Raw genomic sequence first — 14068 nt, 5'->3', positions numbered from 1 at the left:
CACAAAACCGGCCGTACCGACGACGTACGAGGAGACCGCCAGCGTGTCCAGAACCGCAGGGAGCAGACCCCGCCGCAGCATCAACGCCCTCATATCCGTGGGTGTGGCCAGCGCGTTCGCCATCATCTCCCTCCCCGCCGCGTACGCGACGCCGTCCGCCACGGCGGTGATCTCCGAGGTGTACGGCGGTGGCGGCAACTCGGGGGCGACCCTGACCCGGGACTTCGTCGAGCTCGGCAACGCGGGGTCGGCGGCCTATGACCTGAGCGGGTACAGCGTGCAGTACCTGCCCGGTTCGCCGTCCTCCTCCTCGCAGTGGCAGGTGACCGCGCTCAGCGGGTCCGTCGCCCCCGGCGCGCGGTATCTGGTCGCCGAGGCCGCGGGGTCCGGCGGGACGACCGCGCTGCCGACCGCCGACGCCACCGGCTCCATCGCCATGAGCGCCACCAGCGGCACGATCGCCCTCGTCTCCGGCACGACCGCGCTGACCTGCAAGACCGCGGCCGACTGCGCCGCCGACAGCCGGATCGTGGACCTCGTGGGGTACGGCAGCGCGGTCGTCCGGGAGGGGAGCGGGCCGGTGACCGGGGCTTCCAACACCGCCTCCGTCGCCCGCGGCACCACCCTCGCCGACACCGACGACAACGCCGTCGACCTCACCTCGGGGGCGCCGTCCCCCGTCAACTCGGCCGGGGAGACCCCCGGTTCGGGCGACGGTGACGGGGGCGGCGGGGGCGACGACCCCACTCAGCCGGGTACCGTCCGCATCCACGACCTCCAGGGCACCACGCGTCTCTCCCCGCTGGCCGGGCAGACCGTCACGCGTGTCCCGGGCATCGTCACCGGCGTACGGACGTCCGGGTCGAAGGGGTACTGGATCCAGGATCCGACCGCCGACTCCGACCCTCGTACGAGTGAGGGTGTGTTCGTCTACACCGGGTCCGTCACGCCCACCGTCGCGGTCGGCGACTCGGTGCTGGTCAGCGGAAAGGTCACCGAGTACTACCCGAGCAGCTCCAGCCAGTCCCTCACCGAGATCACCGGTCCGACGGCGACCGTGCTGTCCAGTGGCAACGCCCTGCCCGCCGCCGTCACCCTGGACGCCACGAGCGTGCCGTCCGCCTACATCCCCACGGCCGGCGGCGGCAGCATCGACTCGCTCGCCCTCGAACCAACCGTGTACGCCCAGGACTTCTACGAGGCGAACGAGGGCATGCGGGTCGCGTTCTCCGACGCGCGGGTCGTCGGCGCCGCCAACTCGTACGGCGAGATGTGGGTGACCCTCAAGCCGGACGAGAACCCGACCGCGCGCGGCGGCACGCTGTACTCGTCCTACGACCAGCCCAACACCGGCCGTATCAAGGTCCTGTCGCTCGACTCGTCCGCCTCCTTCCCCGCCGCCAACGTCGGTGACGAACTGTCCGGCACCACCACCGGCCCGCTCGACTACTCCACCTACGGCGGCTACAACCTCCAGGCCACCCAGATCGGCACCCGCGTCGACAACGGGCTGCAGCAGGAGGTGACCCGCCGGCAGAGGGGCGACGAGCTGGCCGTCGCCACCTACAACGTGGAGAACCTGGACGCGCTGGACGACCAGGAGAAGTTCGACCGGCTCGCCCAGGGTGTCGCGGTCAACCTCAGCTCTCCCGACATCGTCGCCCTGGAGGAGATCCAGGACGACAACGGCGCCACGGACGACGGCACCGTCACCTCCGAGGCCACCCTCACCCGCTTCACCGACGCCATCCGCGCCTCGGGTGGCCCCCGCTACCAGTGGCGCTACATCTCCCCCACCAACGACGAGGACGGCGGCGAGCCCGGCGGCAACATCCGTCAGGTCTTCCTGTTCAACCCCAAGCGGGTCTCGTTCACCGACCGGGCCGGCGGGGACGCCACCACCGGCACGAGCGTGGTGAAGACGCGCAGGGGTGCCCGTCTCACCTACTCCCCGGGCCGGATCGATCCGACGAGTGACGCCTGGGACAGCAGCCGCAAGCCGTTGGTCGGCGAGTTCGTCTTCCGCGGCGAGTCCGTGTTCGTGATCGCCAACCACTTCACCTCCAAGGGCGGCGACCAGGCCCTGCACGGCCGCTACCAGCCGCCTGCCCGCAGCTCCGAGACCCAGCGTCAGGCGCAGGCCGCCGAGGTGAACACCTTCGTCAAGTCGCTGCTCGCGGCCGACAAGAACGCCAAGGCGGTCGTCCTCGGGGACCTCAACGACTACGAGTTCTCCCAGACCGTCACCACGCTCACCGAGGGCAACGTCCTCACCCCGCTGATCAGCACCCTGCCGGCCGCCGAGCGCTACACCTATGTGTACGACGGCAACTCGCAGACCCTGGACCACATCCTGACGAGCCCGGCCGTCACCCGCCTCGACTACGACGTGGTGCACCTCAACGCCGAGTTCGCCGACCAGGCCAGCGACCACGACCCGCAGATCGTGCGGATCGACGTCAACCGGTGCCGTTAGGCATACAGCCCGCCGCCCGGCTCGTCCTCGAACATCCCCGGCCAGTAGCGCCAGCCGTCGTCGGTGGGGGTGTTCGGGGTCGGGTCGCAGGCGACCGGGTCGACGGCGGCCAGGGTGCGGCACATCGTCTCGGCGAGCTGGTCGTAGGCCTCGGTGAGTTCGTACACCGCGTCCAGGGCCTTCTCGCGGCGTATCAGCCACAGGGTGAACGCCAGGGTGGAGACGTCGGCGTTGAGCGGGCGCAGGGCGAGGTCCGGCTCGCTCCAGCTGAGCACCGCGCCCGTGTCGCCGTCGACGACCAGGCTGGTGTCCTCCAGCAGATGGCCGAGGCGGATCAGCCGGTCCGCGTCCGCCGGGAGCCCGCCGTCGGTGAGGCCGCCCTCGTAGGCGTCGGCGCAGTACTCGGCGAGGGTCTGCAGCGGCATGTCCGTCTCCAGCGTGAACCAGACGACCTCCTCCGGCAGGCCCACCTCGCGCAGGAAGCGGCGGGTCGGGGCGTGGGTGAGGGCCTTCGGGCAGTCGACGTCCTCGAAACGGGCGACCTCGCCGCTGCCGAACTCGTCCTCCAGGAGACGATGCGGCAGGTCCAGGGCCAGTCCTGACACGGTGCCGGGGCCGGCCACCAGGGCGAGCGGGCGGATCACGGCGGCCAGCTTCCAGAAGAGGCCGGAGTCGTCCCCCGCCGCCCCGTCCTCGAACACGGCGAGGAGCTGTCGGCTCGCCTCGGCGACCGCCTGCGGGCCCAGTCGGCCCGCATAGGAGGCGAACTGGCCGCGCAGGGCGGCGAGTTCGTCGACCGCCGTCGCGAAACGCAGCAGCTTCTCCAGGGAGGACGCGAGCGGGCGCGTGTCCATCAGGTCGGGGCGGTCGTGCAGGAAGTACACCGTGGAGATCTCGCCCGTGGCGCCGTCCAGCAGCACGGACTCCCGCTCGCGGCCGTCCGTGCCCAGGATGCCGCCGATCACCAGGCGGTCGCGCAGCTCGGCCGCGAGGCGGCCCTCGGGGTCGCCGGTGGAGTCGGCGACCGTGCGCAGGCCGTCCGTGCGCAGCGCCTCGAACGTCAGCAGGCCGCCCTCGCCCGGCAGTCCGGGGCCGGTCAGCCAGCGGCGCGTCGCGGCGTGCGTGACGTAGGGGTTCAGTTCGTCATCGGTGAAAACGATCGTGGTGGTGCTCCTGGTCGTGCTCATCGGTCCCCCGTGCGTGAAAAGTGCGTGCGCCGTCCCACTGCTCCGCAGCCTACGCGGGCCCACTGACAACGGCCCCGACCTGCGACGACGCCCCGGCGGCGACAACCGCCCACACTGAGTAGACGTCAAACCACCCTGGCGCGTTCCCTTCCCGCCAGAATCGCCTCGACCGTCTCCCCCACCGTCCACTCGGTCGTGTCCAGCCACAGTCCGATGCGCGGGGTGCGGGTGCGCAGTTCCTCGTCGAGTCCCGCGACCGTCCAGTCGGCCCCGTACCCGGTCTTGTCCCGGCCGGCCTCCCGGGCGGCCACCGCCGTCGGGTCCGGTGCCAGGACGACGACGTACAGCGGGCGGGTGCGGACCAGCCCGACGTACGTCCGCAGGGCGGGGCCGAGGACCACGTCCTGCACGACGGCCGTGAAGCCCGCCTCCGCGTACGTGTCCGCCGTCGCCGCCGAGAGCCCGTACCGCAGCCGGAGCTGTGCCTCGGCCTCGCCGTCGGCGCCGGGGACGTACTCCTCGCGGCCGGAGACGATCATCCGGCGGAAGACGTCCCCGCGCACATGGGCCGCCCTCGGCAGCCGTGCCGCCAGCTCCTGGGCGACCGTCGACTTCCCCGAGGCCATCACCCCGGTGACGAGCACGACACCCAGCACGTCAGGGGACCTTCACGTGAAGTAGACGCCGCCCAGCACCACGGCGAACGCCGCCACCGCGAACACCACGACCCACAGCAGCAGCTTGCCCGCGCTCGGCGGGGGTTCGTAGCGCTGCGGATCGCTCACTGGCCCGTCACCACCGCGGCCTGGGGGCGGATCGGGAGGCGGTTGACGGGGCGGCCCGTCGCGGCGCGTACGGCCGAGGCGATGGCCGCCGGGGACGTCACCACCGGGACCGCGCTGGCCGCCTTCGCCCCGAAGGGGGCGACCACGTCCCGTTCCTCGACGAGTCTGACGATCCGGATGTCCGGGGCGTCCAGGGCCGTGGGGAGGGAGTAGCCGGTCAGGTCGGGGTGGCGGATCAGCCCGCGCGGGGTGCGCAGGTTCTCGGTGAGCGCGATGCCCACGCCCTGGGTCACGCCCGCCTCGATCCGGGCCGCCAGTTGCGCCGGGTTGAGGATCCGGCCGACGTCCTGGGCGACCGCCAGTTCCACGACCCGCACCGAACCGATCTCGATGTCGACGTCGACGACCGCGCGGACCGCGCAGAAGGCCATGCCCACGAACGCGTCGCCCTGGCCCGCGCCGTCCAGCGGCTCGGTCGGGTGCGGGCGGCACTGGGCCGTCGCCCACAGCTCCTTGCCGTGCAGTTCCTCGGCGACCGTCGTCGACAGGACGCCGTCGTACGAGGTGATCTTGCCGTCGGTGATCTGGAGCAGCTCGGTGGACATGCCGAACTTGTGCGCGAGGGGTTGCAGGAGCTGGGTGCGGACCATTTTGGCCGCGCGTTCCACCGCGCCGCCGGAGACCCAGGTGTGCCGGCCCCGGCAGCCCGCGCCGGCCGGGGGCTGGTCGGTGTCCACGGGGGCGACGTGCACCTCTTCGACGCCGAGGGTCTCCTGGACGATCTGGCGGGCCAGCGTGGTGAAGCCCTGGCCGGTCTCCACCGCCGCGCACAGGACCGTCGCGATGCCGTCCTGGACCTTCACGGTCGCCGTGGAGACCTCGTCGGCGCCCTCCGCGCCCAGCATGTGCACCATGCCCAGGCCGTAGCCGACGCCGCGGCGCACCGCGCCCGGTTCGCCCGCGCCCTCGGGGCCGCCGGGCAGCAGCCACTCCTCCTCGGGGGTGTCCTTGGGGAGCGGCGGCAGCGGGTACTCCTGGACCGCCTCGAGCAGTTCGGCGACCGGCGCAGGGCAGGTCACGGTCTGGCCGGTCGGCAGGATGTCGCCGGTCGCCATGACGTTGCGCATCCGCAGCTCGGCCGGGTCGAGGCCGAGCTTCTTCGCGAGCTTGTCCATCTGCGCCTCGTAGGCGGCGCACACCTGCATCGCGCCCTCGCCGCGCACATGGCCCGACGGGGGGTTGTTGGTGCGTACGGCCCAGCCCTCGATGAAGGCGTTCGGGACGACGTAGGGGCCGCACGCGAAGGAGACGGCGGCGGCCAGGGCCTCGGCGGAGGTGTCGGCGTAGGGGCCGGCGTCCAGCAGGATCTGGGCCTCGACCTTGACCAGCCGGCCCTCGGCGTCGGCGTGGTGGCGGTAGCGCAGGAGGGTCGGGTGGCGGTGGGCGTGGCCGAGGAAGGACTCCTCGCGCGTGGCGGTGAGCTTCACCGGGCAGCCGGTCTTCAGGGCGAGCAGACCGAGCGGCAGCTGGAAGCCCTGGTCCTCGCGGTCGGCCGTCGCGCCCGGCACCCCGGTGACGACGATCTTCACCTGATCGGGGGACAGGCCGTAGACCGCGGCGGCCGTGTCGCGGTCGGCGTGCGGGTCGGTGGAGGCCAGGTAGAGCTCCACGCCGCCGTCGGGACGGGGCACGGCGAGCCCGGCCTCGGCGCCGATGGGGGCGGGGTCGGCACGGCCGATGCGGTACTGGCCCTCGACGACGATCTCGCCGGCCGCGCTCTGGTCGCCGTGGTGCAGCGGGATGTGCCGGATCAGGTTGCCGTCGGGGTGCAGGGCGTCGGCCTCGAAGGCCAGCTCGGGGTCGGTCACCGGGTCGAGCACCTCGTACTCGACGATGACGGCCGCGGCGGCCATCCGCGCGGTGTCCGGGTGGTCGGCGGCGACGGCCGCGATGGGCTCGCCGTGGTGGCGTACGGCCTCGGAGGCGAACACCGGGCGGTCGGCCTTGCCGCGGCCGTGCACCGGGCTGCCGGGGACGTCCTCGTGGGTGACGACGGCGCGGACGCCGGGCATCTCGCGCGCGTGGGAGGTGTCGATCGACACGATCCGCGCGCGCGGGTGCGGGGAGCGCAGCACGGCCGCCCACAGCAGGCCCTCGGCCCACAGGTCGGCCGCGTACGGGAAGGTGCCCTCCGTCTTGGCGCGCGCGTCCGCGGGCTGCAGGGACGCGCCGAGGCCGTGCGGGATCGGTTCGGGGGCCGGGGCGGCCTCCGCGGTGGTCGTCGCGGTGGCTGCTTCGTTGGTCACGCCTGGCCTCCGTCCTGGCCCTGTCCGTACACCGGGTCGTGCGGGTGGGGCTGTGCCGGGTTCTCGAACGCCGACGGGTGGACACCGCCGGCGCCCGGGCCCGCCTGGTGCGGGATACGTGCCCCGTCGCCGTCCGCCTCGACCTCGGCCTCGGCCTGTGCCTCACGTTCGGCGACGACGTCCTTCACGGCCCGCAGGACGCCCTTGTAGCCGGAGCAGCGGCACAGGTTGCCGCACAGGGCCTGGCGGGCCTCCAGCTCGGTGGGGGCGGGGTTGCCCTCCAGCAGGTCGTGCACGGTCATCGCCATGCCGGGTACGCAGAATCCGCACTGCACGGCCCCGCACCGGGCGAGCGCCCGCTGCACGTCCGAGGGCTGTCCGTCGACGGCGAGGCCCTCGACGGTACGGACCTCGCTGCCCGCGGTGGTGACGGCCGGGACCAGGCAGGAGGCGACGAGCCGTCCGTCGACCTGGACGTTGCAGGCCCCGCACTCGCCCTGCGAGCAGCCGTCCTTGGCGCCCGCGAGGCCGAGGCGCTCGCGGAGCACGTAGAGCAGCGACTCACCGATCCAGGCGTCGGTGACGGGCCGGTCGGAGCCGTTGACGCGCAGGACGTAGGAGGCGAGGGGGTGTTCCTCCGCCGGGGGCGGGGGGATGTCCTCGGGCGCCTCGGCGCTGTCGTCGGCGGCCTCCGCGGCCTCCACGCGCGTGTGCCCGGCCGGGTCGGCGGAACCGGGTGGCCCGGCTTCCGGGTCGTGTCCGGCGGGGGGCTCGGTGGCAGGCTCGGCGGGGCGCTGAGCGGCCTCTGCGGGCTCGTGAGCCTCCCGGGTGTCCCCGGGGGCCCCGGCGGCCCCGTCGGCCTCGGAGGCGTCCTCCAGGGCCGCTACGGCCTTCTCGTCGGCCCCGGCGGCCGGTGCTCCCGGCCGGTGCTCGGAGGGCGCGGGCGGGCCGGGCAGGGCTCCGGGACGGGGGGCGGCGGCCGGGGGTGCCGAGTCGGCGGGCGCGTGGCCGGGGTTGTGCGCCGAGGCGTGGTCCACGCCGTGCGGGGGCGTGTGCCCGACGCCGTGCGGGGGCGTGTGGTGGGCGCCGTGGTCGGGCGTGTGGACGGTGCCGTAGGCGGGCGTGTGGCCGCTGTCGTGCGGCGTCTCCGCCGGCAGCCCGTACGCGGTCTCGTGCGCTGTCCCGTGAGCGGTGTCGTACACCGCGTCCCGCTCCGCCGTGTGCCCGTACGCAGGGGATTCCGGTGCCGGACGGCCGGTCTCCTGGAGGCCGGTGTGCGTCGCCTCGGCCACACCGGGCTGCTGCGCCTGCTGGGCCCAGTTCTCGCCCGCGCCGTTCGTGGAGCCGGTCGCCCAGGGCGCGGGCGCGCCGCCCGGCAGGGTGGCCGGCGGGGTGCCGCCCCACTGCTCGACCAGGGCGGACGTGGTGAACTCGCCGGACTCGTCGGGCAGGTCGCCGCCGGCCACCGGGATCGACCACTGGCCGGTCACGTCGTGGCCCGGGGCGGGCGCGGCCGGGCCTGCGGTGTCGGCCGCGTTGTCGGTGAAGCTCCACTCGCCGGTCGAGCCCGGGTTGTACGTGAACCGGTCGCCGCCGGAGGTCTCCGGCGGCAGCTGCGGAGCGGGCCACTCGGTGCCGCCGGCCGGGGCCGCCCAGGCGGCGTCCGTCGCGGGGGGCGCGGCCTGTATCTGCGGCGGCACGTACCCGTGGCCGGGCGCGGCGAGCGGACTGTCGGCGGCCAGGAGCGCGTCGATGCCGCCCTCGGGGAGCTTGACGAAGGCGGTGGCGCCGTCGTCGTAGTCGCCCTGGGGCAGCGGGTCCCAGCGGCCGCCGCTCTGGGGCTGCCTGCCCTCTCCTTGCTGGTCGTCGGTCACGACAGCGCCCTCCCCAGTGCTCGTCGGGCCAGCGCGGCGACGGTGCGCCGCAGGTGCAGTACGGCGGGCGGAAGCTCCGGTACGGAGCCGTCCACGCCCGGCGTCGGGTCCGGGATGCAGGCGGCGGCCACGTACTCGCCGAACGCGTTCAGCGCCTCGGGGACGATCGTACGGTTGTTGTCCCAGTCGATGAGCCGGGCGACCCACTGCTCGGCGTCGAGGGGCCGCAGCGGCATCGGCGCTATGGCGCCGACGGCGCACCGGACTCCGCGCCGGGCGGGGTCGAGGACCACGGCGACCGAGGCGACCGCGCGGCCGGGGCCGGTGCGGCCGGTCGCCTTCAGGAAGACCTGCGGGGCGTGCAGCAGCGGCACGCGCACGTACCCGATCAGTTCGCCGCCGCGCAGCATGTCCACGCCGGCCAGCAGGTGCGACACCGGGATCTCCCGGCGGGCTCCGCTCTGGCCCGCGATGATCAGGGTCGCCTCCAGCGCGGCGAGCACGGGCAGCGCGTCGCCGGTGGGGGCCGCGGTGGCGATGTTGCCGCCCAGCGTGCCCGCGTTGCGGATCTGCGGCGGGCCCGCGGCGCGCGCGGCGGCGGCGAGCGCCGGGATCAGGGCGGCGAAGTCGGGTCGGCCCATGCGCGCGTGCGTGAGCCCGGCGCCGAGCAGCGCGTGGCCGTCCTGGTACTGCCAGCCGCGGATCTCGCTGATCCGGCCGAGACCGACCAGCCCGGTGGGCCGGAGCTGTCCCGAGTTGACGGCGGCCATCAGGTCGGTGCCGCCGGCCACGGGCACGGCGGCGGGCATGGCCGCGAGGGCCGCCACCGCCTCGTCCAGCGTCGTCGGCAGCGTGACGGCCTGCGCCGCCTGCGGTGCGTGCGTGCTCAAAACCGGCTGCCCCTTCCCGCTGCCCCACGTGGTCCCACCTGTGCGCCGTACGGTACGTGCTGACAGGGCGGACGTGGCAACTCTGGCACATGTTCGCAACACCCGAAGACGGGGGTCCGCTAGGAGGCATTCGCCCACCTCACCTGGGAGATCGCCCGTTTTCGTACGGCATCACCGGTACGCGTGAATTGCCACTCTTCGGTGACCCTGCCGGGGTTCTTCCGTGACGCTCGAACACGGGGCCGGGACACGGCAGGGGACCCTCCCGGCTACCGGTTCGGCGGCGGGCCGTCGATCGGGCGGCCGAGGACGCCAGGACGCCGCTGCCACGGCCGCGGCCCCTCAGGCGGGCGGTAGCCGACCCCGAGGGCGTCCAGCCGGCCGTAGTGGGCCTCCATCCGCCGCTCGAAGTCGGCGAAGTCCCGTTCCCCGGGGGCGGGCAGGGCGCTCCAGGCGACCTCGGCGAACGCGGCGAGCCGGGGGAACGCCTGGTAGTCCACGCGCGTGTGGTCCTCCATCACCTCGGTCCACAGGTTGGCCTGCGTGCCGAGCACACGTGCCGTCTCCTCGGGTGTGAACTCCTCGGGAACGGGTTCGAACCGGTAGACGTCCTCCAGGGTGCGGACGTACCCGATGGGCACTGGCTCGTCCGGGCCGGCGTCCTGCCGGTGGTCGAGGTAGACCTGCTGTTCGGGGCACATGACGACGTCGTGCCCCGCGCGCGCGGCGGCGGTCCCGCCCGCGTAGCCGCGCCAGGACGACACGGCCGCGCCGGGGGCCAGGCCGCCCTCCAGGATCTCGTCCCAGCCGATCAGCCGGCGCCCGCGCGCGGACAGCCAGCTGTCGAAGTGCCGTACGAACCAGGACTGCAGGGCGTCCTCGTCGACGAGCCCGAGTTCCTTCATGCGGGCCTGCGCGGCGGGGGACTGCCGCCACTGGTCCTTGGGACATTCGTCACCGCCGACGTGAATGAACGCCGAGAACCGCGTGGCGTCGGCCGGGAACAGCTCCAGTACTTCCTCGAACACCCCTTCGTAGAAGCGCAGGGTGTTGTCAGTGGGGGCGAGTACGTTCGGGTTGATGCCCCAGGTGTCCCAGACGGAGAGGCGGGTGCCCCCCTCGATGGATGCAGTGATGACGTCGGTGTTGCCGAGTTCCGGATACGCGGCGATCGCGGCCTGCGAGTGGCCCGGTACGTCGATTTCGGGGACGACGGCGATATGCCGCTCGGCGGCGTACGCCACGATCTCCCTGATGTCGTCCTGGGTGTAGAAGCCACCGTGCGGCTTCTCTTCCCACAGGGGTGAGGCACGATGGCCGAATTTCGTGCGGGCCCGCCAGGAGCCGACCTCGGTCAGCCGGGGGTGCCTCTTGATCTCGATCCGCCAGCCCTGGTCGTCCGTCAGATGGAAGTGGAAGACGTTCAGTTTGTGCGCGGCCATCAGGTCCAGGTAGCGCAGGACGCCTTCCTTGGGCATGAAGTGCCGGGCGACGTCGAGCATGAGACCGCGCCAGCGAAAGCGGGGGCTGTCCTCGATCGTGACGTACGGCACGACCCAGGCCCGGTCGCGGCCGAGCGGTGCCCTGCGGTAGGCGTCGGCGCCGAGGAGCTGACGCAGGGTCTGGGCGCCCCAGAAGACACCGGCCGCGCTGCCGCCGTCGATCATGACGCCGCCCCAGTCGCTGACGAGGCGGTACTCCTCGGGGCCGAGCGCGGGGTCGAGCCGGAGCCCGATCCCGTCCCTCTCGGTGTCGTCGAGCTCCCGTCCGTCGCACAGCGGCAGGCCGGTGGCCTGCCGGAGGACGGCTTGCAGCCAGCGGCCGACACCCTCCGCCCCAGTGCAGGCGTAGAGCTGGGAGCGCGCCGTCAGCCGTACCTCGCCGGAGTCGGCGAGGACCTGGCGGGGCATCGGAACAAGTTCGGTCACGTCAGTCCTTCACCGCTCCGCCGAGGCCGGAGACAAGTCGTCGTTGTACGAGTACGAAGAACACCAGCACCGGAATCGTCATCACCGTGGAGCCCGCCATGACCGCGCCCCAGTCCGGATCGTCCGGCTTGAAGAAGACCAGCAGGGCCATCGGCAGGGTCGACCGCGAGGTGTCACTGATGATGAACGACTTGGCGAAGAGAAAGTCGTTCCAGGCCGAGATGAAGGAAAACACGCTGGTGGCCACGAGACCCGGCAGGACGAGCGGGAAAAGAATCTGCCACAGAAAGCGCGTACGGCTCGCCCCGTCGAGGTAGGCGGCCTCCTCCAGGGCCTCGGGGACCCCTTTCACGAACCCCCTCAGCATCCAGATCGCGAAGGGCAGCGAGAAGGCGATGTGGGGCAGGATCAGGGCCCCCAGGGTGTTCAGCTGTCCGAAGTCCCGCATGAGGAAGAACAAGGGGATCGTCAGCGCCTCCACGGGCACCATCTGAGCCACCAGGAACATGATCAGCAAGGTGGTCCGGAAGCGGAACCGGAATCGGGTCACGGCGGTCGCGGCGAGAAACGCGATCAGTCCGGAGACGATCACCACCGTGCCCGCGACGACAAGGCTGTTGAGGAAGTAACGGCCGAATTCCTGCTGCCCGAACACCCGCCGGAAGGAATCCACGGAAGGGGACAGCGTCCACGGACGGGGCTCGGCCGACTCGACTTCACCGGCCGGTCTGAACGCCCCGAGCACCATCCAGTAGAGCGGGAAGGCGACCACCGCGGCGACGAGCAGCGCCACCGCGTCGGCCGGCCACCGCCGGAAGAACCTCACCACTCCTCCTCCCCCCGCCGCCGCAGCCTCAGCTGGACGAGGGTTATGGCCAGCAGGATCAGCAGCATCACGACGCCGATCGCCGAGCCGAGCCCGTACTGGGAGGACGCGAACGCCTCCTGATACGCGTACACGTTGAGCACGAGGTTCTGTCCAGCGCTGCCGCCCCCAGCACCTCGGCGGGTACGGCGCGGATCCCGGCGTAGACGGTGACCGTCACGAACGGGAACGAGCACCACACCACTTCCAGCAGCACGAGGGGGAAGGCGCTGTAGCGGCCGTACGTCCACGAGTGGTCGCCGATCCCCAGCACCCGGTTCCCGGGCCTGAAGTCGGGATCGAACAGGAACAGCCACACCGTCGACCCGGTGACCGCCGGCGTCGCCCACGCCCCCAGCGCGGCCAGCGTCAACGCCAGCCGCGGCACGGCCCGCACCCGTGTGAGCAGCACGGCGAGCGCACAGCCGACGGAGAGGGTGGCCACGACACAGGCGGCGGCGAAGACGACGGTGGCCAGCAGCACCGACCAGAACCGCGGGTCCGAGAAGAGATCGGCGTAGTTCCCGAACCCCAGAAAAACGGTCGGCTCCCCACCACGTGCACAACACTCGGGAGGCTAGGAACTTCATGAACACGACCACAAGAGGTCTCAAACCACCCTGTGACCGGCGGACGCACTCCGTGCAACGCCAGAACACGCCAAAGGCCCCCAAGGCGCGCCAAACCGCGCCTCGGGGGCCCTGGAAGTCCTGTGGGCTACTTGCCGCCCTTGCCACCCTTGTCGTCGCCGCCGCCCGCGCCCATCGACTCGAAGATCTCCTTGCACATCGGGCACACGGGGTACTTCTTCGGGTCGCGGCCGGGCACCCACACCTTGCCGCACAGCGCCACGACGGGCGTCCCGTCGAGGGCGCTCGCCATGATCTTGTCCTTCTGGACGTAGTGCGCGAAGCGCTCGTGGTCGCCGTCACCGTGCGACACCTGCGGCGTCGGCTCTACGAGGGTCCCCGTACCAGTACCGCGCTCGGGCTCAAGAGTGCTCATGCGCCCAGGGTACTGAAGGTCGCGGCGATCAGTTGAGCGAAGGGTCGTCCGGGTACGTCGCCACCATCGCGAGTTCGTTGCGCTGGCGGCGCAGGACCTCGCGCCAGAGTCTTTCCGGGGACGGGGAGGAGACGTCGCCGGGTTCGGACTCGACGACGTACCAGGCGCCCTCGACCAGTTCGTCCTCGAGCTGGCCGGGGCCCCAGCCGGCGTAGCCGGCGAAGATCCGCAGGGAGCCGAGGGCCGAGGCGAGGAGTTCCGGCGGGGCCTCCAGGTCGACGAGGCCGATCGCGCCGTGCACCCGGCGCCAGCCGAGCGGGCCGCGGTCGCCCGAGGAGTCGCCGGGGATCACGGCGACGCCCAGCGCGGAGTCGAGGGACACCGGGCCGCCCTGGAAGACCACGCCCGGCTCCCCGGTGAGGTCGGCCCAGCCCTCCAGGATGTCGCCCACGCCGACCGGCGTCGGACGGTTGAGGACGACACCGAGGGAGCCCTCCTCGTCGTGGTCGAGAAGGAGCACCACCGCACGGTCGAAGTTCGGGTCCGCCAGGGCGGGCGTGGCCACGAGCAGCCGCCCTGTGAGCGAGGACACCTCGGTCATGCCAGACATGATCCCGCATCTTCGCGAGAAGTGGGGAGGCAACGCGGGCACACGGGCGAGGGGCAGGTCGGGCGCACGGATGCGGTGCGGGTGCACGAACAACCGCAGGCCTTCATCGTGACCCCATGTGTCCGCTGTGGAACGGCCCGTG

Annotated in this window: 10 protein-coding genes and 1 pseudogene; 1 reads left to right on the top strand and 10 read right to left on the bottom strand. The window is 72.6% G+C overall.

The genetic code is table 11. The features are described from left to right. Positions 1-79: 79 nt before the first annotated feature. Positions 80-2476 (top strand): endonuclease/exonuclease/phosphatase family protein, encoded by a 2397-nt coding sequence (locus ACLZN2_RS32035; protein WP_416982955.1) that lies wholly within the window; start codon positions 80-82, stop codon positions 2474-2476. On the opposite strand, the gene ACLZN2_RS32030 is transcribed toward ACLZN2_RS32035, so the two are convergent. The 10 genes and pseudogenes from ACLZN2_RS32030 to ACLZN2_RS31985 form a co-directional block, all read right to left on the bottom strand. Further along, complete coding sequence (locus ACLZN2_RS32030) at positions 2473-3663, bottom strand: SUKH-4 family immunity protein (protein ID WP_416982894.1); 1191 nt, start codon at positions 3661-3663, stop codon at positions 2473-2475. The two genes, ACLZN2_RS32035 and ACLZN2_RS32030, sit on opposite strands and share 4 nt — an antisense overlap. A gap of 125 nt (positions 3664-3788) precedes the next feature. Continuing rightward, the gene (locus ACLZN2_RS32025; RefSeq protein WP_416982893.1) at positions 3789-4319 is read right to left on the bottom strand and encodes an AAA family ATPase; all 531 of its coding nucleotides are present in this window, start codon (positions 4317-4319) and stop codon (positions 3789-3791) included. 125 nt (positions 4320-4444) lie between these two features. Then, on the bottom strand, positions 4445-6754 hold the full coding sequence (locus ACLZN2_RS32020) for a xanthine dehydrogenase family protein molybdopterin-binding subunit (protein WP_416982892.1): 2310 nt from the start codon (positions 6752-6754) through the stop codon (positions 4445-4447). Further along, the gene (locus tag ACLZN2_RS32015) at positions 6751-8628 is read right to left on the bottom strand and encodes a 2Fe-2S iron-sulfur cluster-binding protein (protein ID WP_416982891.1); all 1878 of its coding nucleotides are present in this window, start codon (positions 8626-8628) and stop codon (positions 6751-6753) included. The genes ACLZN2_RS32020 and ACLZN2_RS32015 overlap by 4 nt, the downstream gene beginning before the upstream one ends. Beyond that, the gene (locus ACLZN2_RS32010) at positions 8625-9518 is read right to left on the bottom strand and encodes an FAD binding domain-containing protein (RefSeq protein ID WP_416982890.1); all 894 of its coding nucleotides are present in this window, start codon (positions 9516-9518) and stop codon (positions 8625-8627) included. Before ACLZN2_RS32010 ends, ACLZN2_RS32015 begins: the two co-directional genes overlap by 4 nt. Before the next feature lie 269 nt (positions 9519-9787). After that, positions 9788-11446 carry a beta-N-acetylhexosaminidase gene (locus tag ACLZN2_RS32005; RefSeq protein WP_416982889.1) on the bottom strand — a complete coding sequence of 553 codons (1659 nt, stop codon included), beginning with the start codon at positions 11444-11446 and terminating at the stop codon, positions 9788-9790. A gap of 1 nt (position 11447) precedes the next feature. Then, positions 11448-12275 (bottom strand): carbohydrate ABC transporter permease, encoded by an 828-nt coding sequence (locus ACLZN2_RS32000; RefSeq protein WP_416982888.1) that lies wholly within the window; start codon positions 12273-12275, stop codon positions 11448-11450. Further along, positions 12269-12867: pseudogene (locus ACLZN2_RS31995) on the bottom strand (carbohydrate ABC transporter permease); the annotation flags it as partial. The gene ACLZN2_RS32000 and the pseudogene ACLZN2_RS31995, both read right to left, overlap by 7 nt. A 161-nt stretch (positions 12868-13028) precedes the next feature. Beyond that, positions 13029-13316 (bottom strand): DUF3039 domain-containing protein, encoded by a 288-nt coding sequence (locus ACLZN2_RS31990; RefSeq protein WP_133914984.1) that lies wholly within the window; start codon positions 13314-13316, stop codon positions 13029-13031. 28 nt (positions 13317-13344) lie between these two features. Then, on the bottom strand, positions 13345-13917 hold the full coding sequence (locus tag ACLZN2_RS31985; protein ID WP_133914983.1) for a YqgE/AlgH family protein: 573 nt from the start codon (positions 13915-13917) through the stop codon (positions 13345-13347). Positions 13918-14068 lie beyond the last annotated feature (151 nt).

The organism is Streptomyces sp. T028 (assembly GCF_048159505.1).
GTDB lineage: Bacteria > Actinomycetota > Actinomycetes > Streptomycetales > Streptomycetaceae > Streptomyces.
The sequence above is the reverse complement of the archived record's forward strand: the minus strand, read 5'-3'. Positions and strand labels throughout refer to the sequence as shown.

What these genes read in the sequence shown, in the direction of transcription:
- ACLZN2_RS31990 (WP_133914984.1), bottom strand. Translation starts at nt 13,316, where the DNA reads ATGAGCACTCTTGAGCCCGAGCGCGGTACTGGTACGGGGACCCTCGTA.
- ACLZN2_RS32030 (WP_416982894.1), bottom strand. Translation starts at nt 3,663, where the DNA reads ATGAGCACGACCAGGAGCACCACCACGATCGTTTTCACCGATGACGAA.
- ACLZN2_RS31985 (WP_133914983.1), bottom strand. Translation starts at nt 13,917, where the DNA reads ATGACCGAGGTGTCCTCGCTCACAGGGCGGCTGCTCGTGGCCACGCCC.